This window comes from Geomicrobium sp. JSM 1781026, from assembly GCF_041949955.1.
In the GTDB taxonomy this organism is placed as follows: Bacteria; Bacillota; Bacilli; order Bacillales; family Marinococcaceae; genus Geomicrobium_A.
Genome location: NZ_JBHFQF010000006.1, coordinates 241548 through 255753, shown reverse-complemented (window position 1 = coordinate 255753; position 14206 = coordinate 241548). Strand labels below are relative to the sequence as shown.

At 43.1% G+C, this 14206-nt stretch carries 15 protein-coding genes and 1 riboswitch; of the genes, 5 read left to right on the top strand and 10 right to left on the bottom strand.

The genetic code is table 11. The annotated features are described in order from the left end of the window. Positions 1–232: 232 nt before the first annotated feature. Together ACE1TF_RS13000 and ACE1TF_RS12995 are read left to right on the top strand one after the other, a co-directional pair. Positions 233–1030, top strand: a complete 798-nt coding sequence (locus ACE1TF_RS13000) for an HAD family hydrolase (RefSeq protein ID WP_375017322.1) — start codon at positions 233–235, stop codon at positions 1028–1030. Between the two features lie 31 nt (positions 1031–1061). Beyond that, positions 1062–2414, top strand: coding sequence for a YjiH family protein (locus tag ACE1TF_RS12995; protein WP_375017320.1), 1353 nt, complete (start codon positions 1062–1064; stop codon positions 2412–2414). Between the two features lie 311 nt (positions 2415–2725). Here the strand turns inward: ACE1TF_RS12995 and ACE1TF_RS12990 are convergent, their stop codons facing one another. The 4 genes from ACE1TF_RS12990 to ACE1TF_RS12975 all read right to left on the bottom strand — a co-directional run bounded on the left by ACE1TF_RS12990 (position 2726) and on the right by ACE1TF_RS12975 (position 5609). Next, positions 2726–3352, bottom strand: coding sequence for a hypothetical protein (locus ACE1TF_RS12990; RefSeq protein WP_375017318.1), 627 nt, complete (start codon positions 3350–3352; stop codon positions 2726–2728). A 156-nt stretch (positions 3353–3508) separates the two neighbouring features. Then, on the bottom strand, positions 3509–4747 hold the full coding sequence (locus ACE1TF_RS12985) for an alpha/beta hydrolase (RefSeq protein ID WP_375017316.1): 1239 nt from the start codon (positions 4745–4747) through the stop codon (positions 3509–3511). Between the two features lie 188 nt (positions 4748–4935). Then, positions 4936–5325 (bottom strand): type II toxin-antitoxin system PemK/MazF family toxin, encoded by a 390-nt coding sequence (locus tag ACE1TF_RS12980; RefSeq protein WP_238544457.1) that lies wholly within the window; start codon positions 5323–5325, stop codon positions 4936–4938. 20 nt (positions 5326–5345) lie between these two features. After that, complete coding sequence (locus ACE1TF_RS12975) at positions 5346–5609, bottom strand: hypothetical protein (protein WP_375017314.1); 264 nt, start codon at positions 5607–5609, stop codon at positions 5346–5348. Positions 5610–5800: 191 nt separating this feature from the next. Here ACE1TF_RS12975 and ACE1TF_RS12970 point away from each other — a divergent pair, with 191 nt between their 5' ends. Beyond that, positions 5801–6331: a hypothetical protein gene (locus ACE1TF_RS12970; RefSeq protein ID WP_375017312.1), complete on the top strand. Its 531-nt coding sequence runs from the start codon at positions 5801–5803 to the stop codon at positions 6329–6331. A 24-nt stretch (positions 6332–6355) separates the two neighbouring features. On the opposite strand, the gene ACE1TF_RS12965 is transcribed toward ACE1TF_RS12970, so the two are convergent. Continuing rightward, a complete protein-coding gene (locus tag ACE1TF_RS12965; RefSeq protein ID WP_375017310.1) occupies positions 6356–7000 on the bottom strand; it encodes a hypothetical protein in 645 nt (214 codons plus the stop codon). Between the two features lie 164 nt (positions 7001–7164). Beyond that, a riboswitch (Lysine riboswitch) is annotated at positions 7165–7346 on the top strand. A 197-nt stretch (positions 7347–7543) separates the two neighbouring features. Between ACE1TF_RS12965 and dapA the strand changes: the two genes are divergently transcribed. Next, complete coding sequence (dapA, locus tag ACE1TF_RS12960) at positions 7544–8431, top strand: 4-hydroxy-tetrahydrodipicolinate synthase (RefSeq protein ID WP_375017308.1); 888 nt, start codon at positions 7544–7546, stop codon at positions 8429–8431. A 71-nt stretch (positions 8432–8502) separates the two neighbouring features. Next, on the top strand, positions 8503–8733 hold the full coding sequence (gene yidD, locus ACE1TF_RS12955) for a membrane protein insertion efficiency factor YidD (RefSeq protein WP_375017458.1): 231 nt from the start codon (positions 8503–8505) through the stop codon (positions 8731–8733). Between the two features lie 24 nt (positions 8734–8757). Here the strand turns inward: yidD and ACE1TF_RS12950 are convergent, their stop codons facing one another. From ACE1TF_RS12950 to kapB, 5 genes are all read right to left on the bottom strand, one after another. Beyond that, positions 8758–9927, bottom strand: coding sequence for a M24 family metallopeptidase (locus ACE1TF_RS12950; protein ID WP_375017306.1), 1170 nt, complete (start codon positions 9925–9927; stop codon positions 8758–8760). A gap of 43 nt (positions 9928–9970) precedes the next feature. After that, entirely contained in the window at positions 9971–11416 is a 1446-nt protein-coding gene (locus tag ACE1TF_RS12945) for an aldehyde dehydrogenase family protein (protein WP_375017304.1), read from the bottom strand. A 30-nt stretch (positions 11417–11446) separates the two neighbouring features. Further along, positions 11447–12475: a homoserine dehydrogenase gene (locus tag ACE1TF_RS12940; protein WP_375017302.1), complete on the bottom strand. Its 1029-nt coding sequence runs from the start codon at positions 12473–12475 to the stop codon at positions 11447–11449. Positions 12476–12488: 13 nt separating this feature from the next. Continuing rightward, positions 12489–13682 carry a cystathionine gamma-synthase family protein gene (locus ACE1TF_RS12935; protein ID WP_375017300.1) on the bottom strand — a complete coding sequence of 398 codons (1194 nt, stop codon included), beginning with the start codon at positions 13680–13682 and terminating at the stop codon, positions 12489–12491. A gap of 133 nt (positions 13683–13815) precedes the next feature. Then, positions 13816–14175 carry a sporulation phosphorelay system protein KapB gene (gene kapB, locus ACE1TF_RS12930; protein WP_375017298.1) on the bottom strand — a complete coding sequence of 120 codons (360 nt, stop codon included), beginning with the start codon at positions 14173–14175 and terminating at the stop codon, positions 13816–13818. Positions 14176–14206 lie beyond the last annotated feature (31 nt).

Below are 14206 nucleotides of genomic sequence, written 5' to 3'. Positions count from 1 at the left end.
GTAACGCTTTCACGATACTATTTTAACATGCTCTGCGAAAGGATACAAAAGATAGAGCAGATTTTGTTTGTTAAACTGACAAACTTTTATTTTCACAACGTAAACGCCGAAAAATTCCGAATATATGACAAACGGGTGTCACTTTCCGTCAGAATATTATATTTATACGTCTATCTGTTGACAATATGCTACAATATGAGTAAATATACACTGACAGGAAAGGATGAACATTGTGCTAAACACATTGATCTTTGACCTCGACGATACATTGCTTTGGGACAAAAAAAGCATCAAGGAGTCTTTGCTTGCAACATGCAATGAAGCTTATACACTTGCTGGCGTTGATCCTGAACTACTTTTTGTAGCCGTAAAAGAACGAGCGCCAGAAGAGTACAAAAAGCAAAGTTTTTACCCGCTCACTGTAGCTTTAGGAATTAATCCATTCGAGGGACTTTGGGGCTCCTTCAATGACGTTCATGACGCCAGGCTTCGGGCGATGGCTACCGACATTGGTGCTTATCAATTTGATGTATGGATGCAAGCATTAAGAAGTGTAGGGAATGAAGACTTGTCTCTTGCCCGCAAACTTTCCAGAACGTTTATTTATTATCGAGAAACATTACCTTATGTGTTTGAGGAAACGTTTGATGTACTCACACAATTAAATAAAGCTTTTCAACTCGTTTTACTTACAAATGGAGCACCTAGCTTGCAATTGAAAAAGTTAGAAATGACCCCGGCACTCGTACCGTTTTTCAACCGTATTTTCATTTCCGGTTCTTATGGTGTCGGTAAACCTGACTTAGGGTTTTATCAATATGTACTAGGTCAGCTTGACTTAAAACCAGAACATGCAGCAATGATCGGCGATAACCTTCATACGGATATAGTTGGCGGGAATCAGGCTAAACTAACAACAATATGGTTAAATCGCGAAGGTACGAAAAACGAAACATCAATTACCCCAGACATTGAGATCGTCAGTTTGCGGGAAATGCACGAAGTGGTGGAGCGAATCTCCATCTCATAACTTTCTATTTTTCATCTAAGGTGGGAACATCATGAACAGCACGACAAAACTTCCAACGATCCTTTGGTTTCTTATTCCTTCATTAATAGGAATATTTATCTTTATGCTTCCCATCAGTTATACGGCGGACGGTCAATCGCAATTGACGATTCCGATTGCCTTTATATCAGAAACAGCAGAAATGGCTTTTGCACCGATCCTTGCAGAAATGACAATAGTGCTTGCTACTTTATCTGTTCTCGGTAGTCTCGTCTACCTTTATGTGAAACCAACGTGGATGAACAACTCCGTATTTGCATCAATATTCAACGTATCTACCTTTTGGTTGATCGTTCGAATCATCGGGTTAACACTTGGTCTTTTTATCTTTTTCCAAGTCGGTCCAGAATGGATTTGGGGTGAAGATACGGGTGGACTCATTCTTGATCTCGTTTCATTTCTTATCGTCGTATTTTTATTTGCCGGCATCTTTCTCCCGCTTTTGCTCAATTTCGGTTTGTTAGAGTTTGTCGGAACGCTCATGAACATCATCATGCGTCCGTTGTTCCGTTTGCCAGGACGGTCTTCGATTGACACGCTAGCTTCTTGGTTCGGTGACGCTACAATTGGCGTCATGATGTCCAATCAGCAGTATATTGATGGCCACTACACGAAACGAGAAGCAGCAGTTTTAGGGACTACGTTTAACATCGTTTCCATTACGTTTACGATTGTTATTCTCGGTTATCTAGACTTAGAGCACTTGTTTATACCATACTATGCAACAATTGTCATTGCAGGTTTAGTTGCCGCACTGATCATGCCGCGCATTCCACCACTGTCTAGATTTAGTGATGATTATTATGAATATGCTACGCCTAAAAGAAATGAAGAAGCATCGAATGAACCGCTCTTAAAAATAGCATGGCGTGGAGCGATGACCCGAGCCGCTCATGCTCGAATTCGGGATACCGGAAAACAAGGAATGCAAAACGTATTGGATTTATGGTTCGGTGTCATTCCAATTGTCCTTGCCATTGGTACTGTCACGATCATTATTGCAGAACAAACACCGGTTTTCACCTGGTTAGGTATGCCGTTCATCCCATTTCTAGAGCTCATGCAAGTGCCAGAAGCTGCTGCTGCCTCGGAAACGATGCTCATCGGCTTTGCAGATATGTTGTTGCCAGCACTCATCGGTTCAGGCATTGAAAGTGAAATGACGCGATTTATTATCGGTTGCTTATCTGTTACGCAACTCATCTTCATGTCCGAAGTCGGCGGATTGTTACTCGCATCAAAAATCCCCGTAAACTTTTGGCATCTCGTTGCGATCTTCTTGCTTAGAACGATCATAACGTTACCGGTAATCATTTTATGTGCACACGTTGTGTTTACGCTTTAACAGGCTTACACATATCATCTTTGTAAAAGAGATACGCCAATACAACGATTCACAAAAAACCGGATGTTCCATAGCGAACATCCGGTTTTTTGTGACATTCTTTCTAAGGTGGGTTTAGGCAAACAATTCACAGTCGTTAGAATTTACTCTACCTCCGTGCTCCGTAGAACCTCAATAAATTAGATTTCGATTTTCTTAGACACATTATGTGTTCATTCTCTCTCTGACCCCAAGCTAATACTTGCGGATATGCATCACTTCGTACTCAAAAAAGAACTGAGCGTACAATTCCGCTCAGTTCTTTTTTATAGTTATACGTTGTTTAGTCGTTTTTCAAATCGTCTAAGTTCCTCGCCACTGTTTCGCTTCTCATGGATGAGCAACTGGCGCATGAGTTTCTCGGCTTTAATGGATACCGGTAAAAGCCGTTGACTGATCATACTCTGACGTAAAAATTCTATTGAAGTAATCTGATATTGCTCGGATTCATCCACTTGGTCTAAATATCGTTCAAACACATCGCGGATTGAATCCCCTTTTTGTACAATACGGCCGTATTTCTTTTGATTAAACTGAAAGTTCCATAGGTCTACACTGTTCATGAGCACTTGTGAGAATAACATTTCGTTACCCTCCATCTGAAACCCTTGCGACTTGCAATATTTTACGAACAATGGCAAGTCTTTATCAAAAAAGGCAGCTCTCTGACGTGACTCTTTCGTCTGTGGACGTTGCTTTAGACCCGTCCGTTGTTTAGACGTTTGAAGAAAGTTTACGAGCATCTCTTCTGATTCATCTTTTAATAAAAAGACCGGTCGAGTCATTTGAATAAACTTCTTCATTTCCTGTTCTAAAAAAATCACCGCTTCTTCGTTGTTCGTTGTGTGGTTTACGCGATTCATCGGACGATTCAATCGCAGCTTAAGTCCTGCCAGCATCAGGAGGCCCCCTTTCGGAATTGTCATTAACCAAAATGTAGTGTATCACAGTCAAAGGTAAAATAAAATAGAGAAATACAAAGAATACACGAAAAAAAATCACCTGATCAGTTCTGTGCTGATCAGGTGCCGTTTTTTCGTCGTTTATCACTATTTTTACTTGAATTCGTCATCTCGATCTTCAGATTGAAATAACCCATCTGCTTGTTCTACCATCTGATTAAATACGTTCGAAAATTGAATGGACAGTAAATAAATTGCTGCAGCGTGTGCTTCAATTTCTTCTTTCACACGTGCCCATCCACTAGGGGGTTCGCGGTCTATGACGCGGAAACCTACAGTTGCCTCTCGGTCCCCTGCCCACTCATTTTCTAGGAAGGCAAGACTATCATTTAGCGCTGTGTTACCCGTGGCCATCACTTCATAAAACGATAAAAACCCGTGCATGACGCCTTCGTAGCGCATTGTTTCTACATGTACACCGTCTTGGAATAGTTTCTCAGCATACAGTTCACCCTCATCACGGAGTGGATCATATTCTGCAGTTGCGATAAACGCTGGTGGCAAATCGGTAGCTTCTCCAGCATCAAGTGGTGAAACATACGGATTCTCCCACATCTCTTTTCCTGGTGTATATGAATCTCTTGCCTTTTCCATTACCGCTCTGGAAAGCAAGTAGTTGCCGCTGCTGTACTTGTCCCTCGTCTCAAGGGCATGATCGTGAAACGTCGTTAATGGGTAATAAAGAAGCTGGGCCACGAGGTTTGGCCCCCCTAAATCTCTTGCTTTCATCGCCGTGACGGTCGCTATGTTTCCACCTGCACTGTCCCCTGCGACAGCGATATTATCTGAATCTCCTCCGAGGTCTTCTGCATGTTCATGCACCCAAACGAGAGCATCATACGAATCTTCAATCGCTTTAGGGAAGATATGTTGAGGTGCAAGACGGTAACCTACGCTAACAACAATGGCGCCAGACCGATTCGCTAAAGCTCGGACGATATTATCATGAGAATAAATGCTGCCGTATCCTTCCATGAATGCCCCGCCGTGATAATACATAATAATCGGTGCATTTTGCACACCTTTCGGCTTGTGCAAACGTGCCTCTAAGAAGTGACCATCACTTACTGGGATTACAATGTCTTGTCTTTCAAAGACAATCCCTCCATTATTTGATCCTCGCGTAAGAAATGCAGGTGCTTGTAAATTATCGCTTGGCACGATGAGTTGGTTGTTAATGGCGTGAAGAACGACTCCCGTTTTTGCAGGTAAATTCCCTTCTGCGGTGACTGACCAGCTACTGACAAAACTTGATAAAATAATGCCAAAACCAATCCCTAGTTTGAATAAGAATGTGATCATTTTCCAAAGTTTCGTTGATGAGATCTTCACGATTATCTCGCCTCCCGCACTTCTCCTATTTATCTCTGTTTTCACGATATTCATGCATGTTTTTTATATTATATCACAATGTTTGGTAAATGTTGCGTTATTTTTTTAATTTATCACACATTTTTACACATTATCAGCAATGAAAAACCGACTCGGGGAGGTCGAGTCGGTTTTTATCGGTTATGTAGCTACAAATCTCTTAACCCAATGCTGATTTCTAACGCTTCATTCACCTTTTGCATCATGTTCTCATCGAGATGTGTAATCTTGTCTGTCAGCCTTTGTTTATCGATCGTTCGGATCTGTTCCAAAAGTACAACGCTATCTCTGTCAAACTTGTGTTTATTCGCATCAATTTCTACATGTGTTGGCAACTTGGCTTTCTTTATCTGTGCAGTGATCGCCGCAACGATGACGGTCGGGCTAAACCGATTGCCGATATCATTTTGGATTATCAACACCGGCCGAACCCCGCCTTGTTCGGATCCTACAACCGGAGATAGATCTGCAAAGAAAACATCGCCGCGTTTGACGCTTTTCTTTGCAGCTGGATGTTGCGATTGATTATGGTTGCTCACCTCATCCATTCACCTCCTTGTTAATAATGGGTGACCTTTTGTGTGTGATTCTTTTTAAACGCTTCCCATTCACAATAGGCAAAGGCTTCGGCAATCGCTAAATTGAGATCTGCCATTTCCTCATAACCATATCGAAGATCTTGAATGAGTTGTTCGCGCTTATTCTTTTGAACATAGTATCGAACAATATTGTGAAACAGGCGATTTTGTTCGGGTTGCGTCAAGTGCCTTATTTCACTAAATAAATCATTTGAAAGTGGAACTGCGATTTTTTCTGAATGCATGATCCTACTCGCCCCCCAGCCATGTATTCCTTATCCATTATAAGTGAAATCGGTGATGGAATAAATGATTTTTCACATATTCGCTTCCCTATAATGTAAGGATGACCGGTTCTGTTAGAAAACATGCATAGAATTGTCGCGCAAATCCCATACTACGAAGTAAAGAAGATTGACAGAAAGGGGTTTCTATCGTGAGAAGGCAACTGTTCGCCATAATGGCCATCGCTTTATTGGCTGGCTGCAATCAATACGGAAACGATCTTGAGCAAGATCTACAACAAGACAATGCTAAGCCTCACATCGAGGATCAGCAACCTAACTCCATTTATGTAAAGAATGAGAAACATCCTCCTGAAGAAGAGGTCATGCTCTATAGTGATCATTACGCATACTTTTTGGAGCAATTTCACGATGAACTTGATGTGCTTTACAACCACATGCTAAATGGCAACTACATGAGAGCAGAAAAAAGTGCTGAGACATTGTTCAATTACACAAAAGATATGGAAGGAATCTATACACCTCAATCTTTTGAAGATGTAAAAGAACTCATTGTTAGCTCACGTGTTGAATTAAACGCCATCCTCGACGACCTACCGAACTGCGATGGGCAAACAGACTGTGACAATGCGAAAACACATACAGAAAACCTTACGAATTATCTCGTGACGATGGAACATTTGTATGAGGCAAAAATTAACGACTTAGGCATCACATCGTAAATATAAATGAAGAGGGAGGATGGTTTAATCTAACCATCCTTTTCCTCTTTTTTGTAGCTCATACTCCATCTCATGAAACCAATCATCTAGATGCCTTTCTTGATTCGGGTGTTCAGCACGTTCAGCAGCTCGGATTCGGTTCACCGCTCCTCGATCTGTAAACCATTCGTACTGCGCATCATTTCGTTCTGCATTTACAATCTCTTGGATTGCACGATTCATCTGCAACTTATCCTCAGTTTCACTTTCTAAACCAATAAAAAACCTGCCATTGAGTTCAACAACATAGGCGCTGTATACAGGGTGAAGTTTTTCTAATTTGTACTTAATCTTCACAGCATCTTCACCTGTATCCGTCTGTTCGATACGATCGTTCATTTGCTCAGCCTCATGTAACAACGCATCAGGATGTGCATGCGAATTCGGCCTATCTTTAAACTTCCCTGTTTTTGCAGGAGTTAAACGATTATTATGCCATCCATAATCTCTTTGTGTCGGTTTGTTTGTATAATTATAGTATTCATCAGAACTTAAGTTCTCAACCATTTGATCGTCGTCTCGATTTGGATAGCGATCTTGACTACTTTCCTCCATTGCATTTTCATTGCATGCGCTCATCAATACGAGCTGACCAAGCACGATCAATACTACTATGCTTTTCCTCTTCATATTACGCGAACCTCCCTCTTACCGTTATTTTTCACTGCTTTACTTGATTTATTGAAGGCAAATGTCGTCACTGTTTCCAATACGTAACAAAATGATCATCGTTTACCCATTGCATCGGGTGAGATCGTTTGTTAGTATAAGGATATAAGTTTATACAAACTTCTTCTGGGAGTAGAGGAGCAAAGATCATTAGTAAGTAAATGGAGAAACGTGAGTTTCTTTGAAGTTTACTGAAAGGGGAATTTGCCGAAGCTAAGGCATGCTCACGCAGTCAAAGCTGGTCTTACATTGAACAAATGTATGGCTGTCATATAAGGACAACCTTATATGGAGGGCTATCTCACGCATGAAGTGCTTTTCTGTTTAGGAAGGTATTCATGCAGCAATGAGATCTCTCATTGTTGCTTTTTTATTGGCAGGCTGCCGCCCTTCCCAATCAAACAGCTGCACTTTCACTAGTGCAAGCACATATTATGTTTGTGTCAGGCCCCTCATGTTTTTTAACAAACCTAGACTACAATTTATAAGCAGAGGGTGATATTCATGGATTTTGGCCGAATTGTCACTGCGATGGTGACTCCATTTAATGAACAAGGACAGATTGATTACAACGATGTTACGAAGCTTGTGAATCACTTAGTCGGAAACGGAAGCGACTCACTGGTTGTTGCCGGTACGACGGGTGAATCCCCAACACTGTCCAAAGAAGAGAAAGTCTCTTTATTCAAACATGTGATTCGCATTGTTGACGGACGAATTCCGGTCATTGCCGGTACGGGCAGCAACAATACGAATGCATCCATCGAATTAACGCAAGCAGCAGAAGAAGCTGGAGCAGACGGAATTATGCTCGTTACACCATACTATAATAAACCATCACAAGAAGGCATGTACCAGCATTTTAAAGCAATCGCTGAAACGACAGCTTTGCCAATCATGCTCTATAACGTACCCGGTCGGACGGTTGTCAGCCTCATGCCAGAGACAACAATTCGTCTTTCGCACCTACCCAACGTGGTCGCCATTAAAGAGGCGAGCGGAGATTTGGATGCAGCCTCAATGATTATTGAGAACTCCTCTGACGGCTTCGACTTGTACGGCGGAGACGACAGCATGACATTACCGCTTCTCTCCATCGGTGCTAAAGGTGTTGTATCTGTTGCTGCCCACATTATTGGGAAGAACATGGCACAAATGGTTCAACAATTCTTGGATGGTAACAATACGACCGCAGCGAAGCAACACCGTGAATTGCTACCCATTATGAGTGCAATGTTTATGGCACCAAACCCAGTTCCGGTAAAAGCTGCACTAGAAATGCAAGGCATCATCTCTGGCGATGTACGTTTGCCTATGATTCGACTTTCCGACGAAGAAAGCCATATTCTTTACAGCATTTTGCAACCAAACGCCACATTTTATGTGAGCTAATCTAACGTAAAGAGCGACCATTCGGTCTGCTCTTTACTTTTGTGATTGGAGGGATGGCTATGCTCCGCCAAATGGTTATTGCACCGATTCGCTTTTATCAAAAATTCATATCTCCTGCCACCCCACCTACATGCCGATTTCAACCGACTTGTTCTCACTATGCATTGGAGTCGGTGCAAACACACGGTGTCGTTAAGGGCCTACTCCTCGGCATCGTACGCATTCTAAAGTGCCACCCATTTCATCGCGGAGGATTTGATCCTGTCCCTCCAAAAAAAGAAAAAAAACAGCACTCTTCGTGAGTGCCGTTTTCATAAATGAAGGGACTACAACGGTTTTTCAAACACGTCACGGGTAAATGACGTAAGTGTTTCGACCCCTGAGTCCGTAATTAGCACTGATTCCGTAATCTCTACACCGAAGTCATCGAACCAAATGCCAGGCATAAGATGAAACGTCATGCCTGGTTCCAAAAGGGAACGATCCCCTTTTCGAAAACTGATTGTATGCTCTCCCCAATCTGGAGGATAACTTAGGCCAATCGAATAGCCTAACCGCGATGCTTTAATGAATCCGTGCTTACCAATCGATGTACGCCAAACTTCTTCCACCTGTTCAGCGGTTACACCTGGTTTCATTTGCGCCAACGTTTCTCTAATGCCTTCGGTAACCACTTTCCCTACTTCTCTTACAGATTCAGGTGCTTTTCCTAGAGACATCGTTCTTGCCAGTGGTGTATGATATCGCTGATAACAGCCAGCGATTTCCAATGTTAGAAAATCCCCTTCAACGTACTTTCTGTCTGTCCACGTTAAGTGAGGGCTTGCCGTGTTTTTCCCAGTCGGTAGCATAGGAACGATCGACGTGTAATCTCCACCGAACTCTTTTGTTCCACTCACTTGAGCGTGATAGATGGCGGCAGCCACATCATTTTCCCTAACACCAACATTTACCGTATCATAGGCCGATTGCATTGCATTTTCTACGATTTTCGCTGCTTTTCGCATATACCTGATTTCTTCATCGCTTTTGATCACACGAACCCAATTGACAATCGTGCTCGTATTTTTAAACTCCGCATCCGGTAAACCGTACGTGATGCGTTCATGACACATCGCTGTGTAATAGAACGCATCCATTTCTACACCAATTTTTCGTTGGCCTTGACCGAGGTCAGTAAGAATATTGGCGACAAAATCCATCGGGTGTCTGATGGTCGATTGTACGAACTCATCCGGATAAGGAATAATTCTTCGTTGGTCAAGCCACGTCGTCGTGCGAGCACTATGAGCATCCATTTCCCGTCCAATCCAAATCGGTTCTTCCTCATCAATTAACACGAGTACTACTTGGTGGACGTAAAAACTCCACGCATTGTATCCCGTTAAATAACAAAGGTTTGATGGATTGGATAGTACTAGTACTTCAACGCCATATTCGAGCATTTTCTGCTTTGTTTTATTCATTCTGAGTTGATACTCTTCTCTAGGAAACATAATTGGCCAGCACTCCTACTTCGTTGTGGAATTCGTGAAAAAGCTATTCTTCAATTTCTGTGAAGCAGACGACTCTTGGTTCTGTCATTTCATGGAGTGCAGACAGAACCCCTTCGCGACCGAGACCTGATCCTTTTGTCCCACCAAAAGGCATGGCGTCAATTCTAAAATCACTGCTGTCATTTACCATCACGCCACCGACATGTAATTTTTGAATGGCGTAATGTGCGTTGGATAAAGATGCCGTGAAAATACCGGCTTGCAGTCCATAGTTCACATCATTCGCGACCCTCACTGCTTCTTCTAGGCTTTGAAATGACTCGATCATTGCAATCGGTCCAAAGATCTCTTCCTTATACAACAGTGTATCTTTCGGCACGTCGGTGAGCAATGTTGGCTCTAAATAGTTGCCATGCAACACGCCCCCACATAAAAGGCGAGCGCCTTTGTCAATCGCTTCATCAATGCGGTGAATCATCCGCTCTGCTTCTTTTTCATTGATTAACGGACCGACATCATCGGTTTCACGCATCTTGTCTCCAAATGCTAGTCGAGACGTATGATCCGTCACTTGTTCAGTGAATGTGTCGATCACATCCTCATGCACAATCATGCGCTGAACACCTAAGCAATTTTGACCAGCTGATGCGAAAGCGCCGTCCACAGCTGCCTTTGCAGCAACACCGATGTTCGCATCTTTACAAACAATAAGCGGGGAATTGGCCCCTAATTCCATCCCTATTTTCTTTAGCCCGGCTTGCTTTGCTAGCGTTTCACCCGTTTTAAGTCCACCGGTGAAACTAATTAAACGAACATCAGGATGTTCAATCATCGGAGGGATCACTTCACTCCCCCGACCTGTAACGACGTTTAATACATGATCTGGAAGCCCAGACTCTTGAAATTTCTTCGTTAACCAAAGAGCTGAAAGAGGTGTTTCTGTCGCCGGTTTTAAAACAACAGCGTTACCCCCTGCAATTGCTGGACCAATCTTGTGTGCGACGAGGTTAAGTGGGTCATTAAATGGTGTGATTGCACCGATGATCCCGATCGGAAACATGAATGTATACCCATGCCGATGAGCATTTCCAGGCATCTGGTCGAAATTTACTGTTGATCCAGTTAACCTTCTTGCCTCTTCAGCACAAATTTGCAATGTTTCTGCCGCTCTTCGCGCTTCTTTACGGGCTTCAGTAATCGTCTTAATACCTTCAGATGCAATGATTTCAGCGATATCTTCACGCTCTTCAAGAATGAGGCGAGACACATTCATTAAAATGTCCATACGTTCTCGCACAGTGAGCGCCGCTGCAATCTCTCGACCGAGTACAGCCGACTGCAACGCTTCCACCATGTCTTCTTTCTGTCCATTCGGGACATACCCGATCGTCACCCGTTTACCTGGATCTTGTACTTCAATCATCTCGTTTTTTTGTTTCCACTCGCCTGAAATAAACATCGCTTGTTCTTTTTCATTAATTCCGATCATCTCTTACACCCCTAACCTATTAGAATTCAATTATCGGATAGACAAAATGTCAATGAGTACAGCAAATCCTGTCTCCGTAATTCCCGCTCCTGCACCAATAAGTGTTACATTTCCAGACAAATCGCACTGATACGTTACCGCATTCATTGGTCCATTAATTTGCGCTAAAGGATCATCTGCGGTAAGTAATTTCGGCTCAACTCGAGCCGTTACGACGCCACCATCGTTTTCTACAACACCGAGAAGTTTCCACACTTGATTTGAATCTTTTGCCTTCTTAAAATCTTCTCGTGTGAGTTTCGTGATGCCGGTGCAAGGAACGTCATTTCGCGTAAGGCTAGCACCGAGTAGAACATTCGCTAAAATGACGACCTTTCCTTGAACATCATACCCTTCAACGTCGTTCGTTGGATCGGCTTCGGCATACCCTTTTTGTTTCGCAATATCAAGGCTGTCCTCATAGCTCATGCCACTCGCCATGTCTGTAAGCATACTGTTTGTCGTACCGTTTAATATGCCTTCGATGCGTGTAATCGTATTTCCTTTCAGTGTCATAAGTGGCATACGAAGCGCAGGCGTACCACTCATAACCGTTCCTTCAAACAGAAATTCAACGCCTTTTTTATCCGCGGCTTCTTTCAGTTGTTGATAGGCTTTAACGATGGGGCCTTTGTTTGTCATCACCACGTGTTTCCCCGCTTCAATTGCTGTTTTACAATGAGTGATTGCGGGCTCTCCAGTCAAAACATCTGTAAATGTTAGCTCAACGATAATGTCAGCATTCGTTTTCTCGATTGTTTTCACTGCATCCCAATCGGATTTTATTGCCTTCTGATTCTTGTAGTGTTCGAGTGTTCCATCAACGTCTAAACTTTTAAATACTCCCCCCATATCGAGCCCGTCATCATCGTGTAATGTACCTTTGTATAGATCGTTGATCGACACGATCTCAATGTCTTGTTGATGGTGACTGATTAGCTGTTCTTGTTTCTCGGATAACAGGTTGGCGAAGCCTTGACCGACTCCGCCAAAACCAATAATCGCAACTTTTTTCTTCATGAGCACTCTCCTGTTATTGAGTTACTGTAATGGCTTTCATCGCTTCTTCAAGGTCTGCTTTTAAATCTTCAAAGTCTTCAATGCCTGCAGAGTACCGAATGAGCCCGTCAGGGATGCCGAGCGCTTTTCTTTCCTCTGGTGAAGATTCGACATGACTCGTTGTTCTTGCGGGTCCAACCGTTGTTTCGACTGCACCAAGATTTGCCGCACGATTGGCAAATTTCAATTTCGGAAGCATCTCTTTGACCGCATCCATACCACCGTGTAATGAAAAACTAAACATTCCGCCAAATCCGCGCATTTGTTGTTTAGCAATATCATGGTTAGCATGATCGGTAAGCCCCGGGTAATACACCGATTCTACGAGTGGGTGCGCTTTTAAATATTCCGCTAATTTCCCTGCGTTTTCTGTTTGTTTCCATACGCGCAGATGAAGAGTCTTCATGCCTCTTATGAGTAAATAAGCAGCCATCGGGTCCATCGTTGCCCCGTTAATTTCTCGGTAATGATACACCCGATCAACGAGCACTTCATCTCCGCATAGCACACCGCCAAGCGCGTCAGCGTGCCCACCTAGAAACTTCGTAGCAGAGTGAATGACAAGGTCAGCCCCAAGTTGCAGTGGGTTTTGTAACACCGGCGTCGCGAATGTATTGTCAACAACGACAAGAGCTCCTGCCTCTTTTGCTGCTTCGGCAATTTTCTCAATATCTGTAATCTTTACTGTCGGATTCGTCGGTGTCTCAAGATATACGACTTGGCAACCTTTATTTATTTCTTCAATCATCTCATCATGATTGCCTGTTTCACACAATGTGATATCGATATCTAGACGTGGAAGAAACTCACTAAAGATCTTGTTCGTGCCTCCGTACGTATCTTTAATGCTTACAATGCGGTCTCGAGGCGTCAAAAACGTAAGCAACGTATTGCTAATTGCGGCCATTCCTGTTGAAAAGCTCGTTGCAGACTCTGCGCCTTCTAGCTGTTTCACTTTGTCTTCAAAGCTAGCGACAGTTGGGTTTGTATTGCGACCATAAATATGACCTTCTGCGTTTCCAACCGCCACTTCATACCAATAATCAAGATCGTCGTACGTATACGCAACACTGTGTACGACCGGTACTTGGCTCGCGCCGTGTACCCGATACTTTTCTTCTCCTGCCCATACCGTTTCCGTTGCAAATGATGGTTGTTTACGTGTCATTCTATCCACTCCTCAATTCATCAAACGATTTAACTCATTGAAAATTCGGACGAAAAGATACTAAAAAAAGCGTAAGAAAAGAGGAAGACAGTAGCGTCACCTCTTTGGTCTTACCCATCTATAAAGTTTCCCTTTACTTACTGTACCTTACCTTTAGTTCTTCTAAACTCTTTAGCGCTTCATCCCCAAATGAATCATTTCGTTCTTTCATTCGGGCAATCTCATCATCAACAGCGGATTGCAAACTATGCTCATAAGAAGGCAGATCATCGGTAAACGATTTTACTGTGACCGTGGGTACCCACGCTTTCTCTTTATGTGCAAGTGCATTGCGTTGATGAAACAAAGGGACATCGGTGGCGAATCCTTGATGGAGGTCGCCTTGCAGTGGATGCTTGATGACCGCTTCAACTTGAAGTAGCGTTTGGTCGCGCCTCTCTTCCATAGGCGTACCTGCATAGACCCCTGTTTTATACTTTCCGGTTACGTACACCAGATCACTCCCTTCAGAACAACTCATCTCT

Bases quoted from the DNA above. Each gene is read 5' to 3' on its own strand.
- ACE1TF_RS12995 (WP_375017320.1), top strand. From the start codon at position 1,062: ATGAACAGCACGACAAAACTTCCAACGATCCTTTGGTTTCTTATTCCT.
- ACE1TF_RS12990 (WP_375017318.1), bottom strand. From the start codon at position 3,352: ATGCTGGCAGGACTTAAGCTGCGATTGAATCGTCCGATGAATCGCGTA.
- ACE1TF_RS12975 (WP_375017314.1), bottom strand. From the start codon at position 5,609: ATGCATTCAGAAAAAATCGCAGTTCCACTTTCAAATGATTTATTTAGT.
- ACE1TF_RS12965 (WP_375017310.1), bottom strand. From the start codon at position 7,000: ATGAAGAGGAAAAGCATAGTAGTATTGATCGTGCTTGGTCAGCTCGTA.
- dapA (WP_375017308.1), top strand. From the start codon at position 7,544: ATGGATTTTGGCCGAATTGTCACTGCGATGGTGACTCCATTTAATGAA.
- yidD (WP_375017458.1), top strand. From the start codon at position 8,503: ATGGTTATTGCACCGATTCGCTTTTATCAAAAATTCATATCTCCTGCC.
- ACE1TF_RS12950 (WP_375017306.1), bottom strand. From the start codon at position 9,927: ATGTTTCCTAGAGAAGAGTATCAACTCAGAATGAATAAAACAAAGCAG.
- ACE1TF_RS12945 (WP_375017304.1), bottom strand. From the start codon at position 11,416: ATGATCGGAATTAATGAAAAAGAACAAGCGATGTTTATTTCAGGCGAG.
- ACE1TF_RS12940 (WP_375017302.1), bottom strand. From the start codon at position 12,475: ATGAAGAAAAAAGTTGCGATTATTGGTTTTGGCGGAGTCGGTCAAGGC.
- ACE1TF_RS12935 (WP_375017300.1), bottom strand. From the start codon at position 13,682: ATGACACGTAAACAACCATCATTTGCAACGGAAACGGTATGGGCAGGA.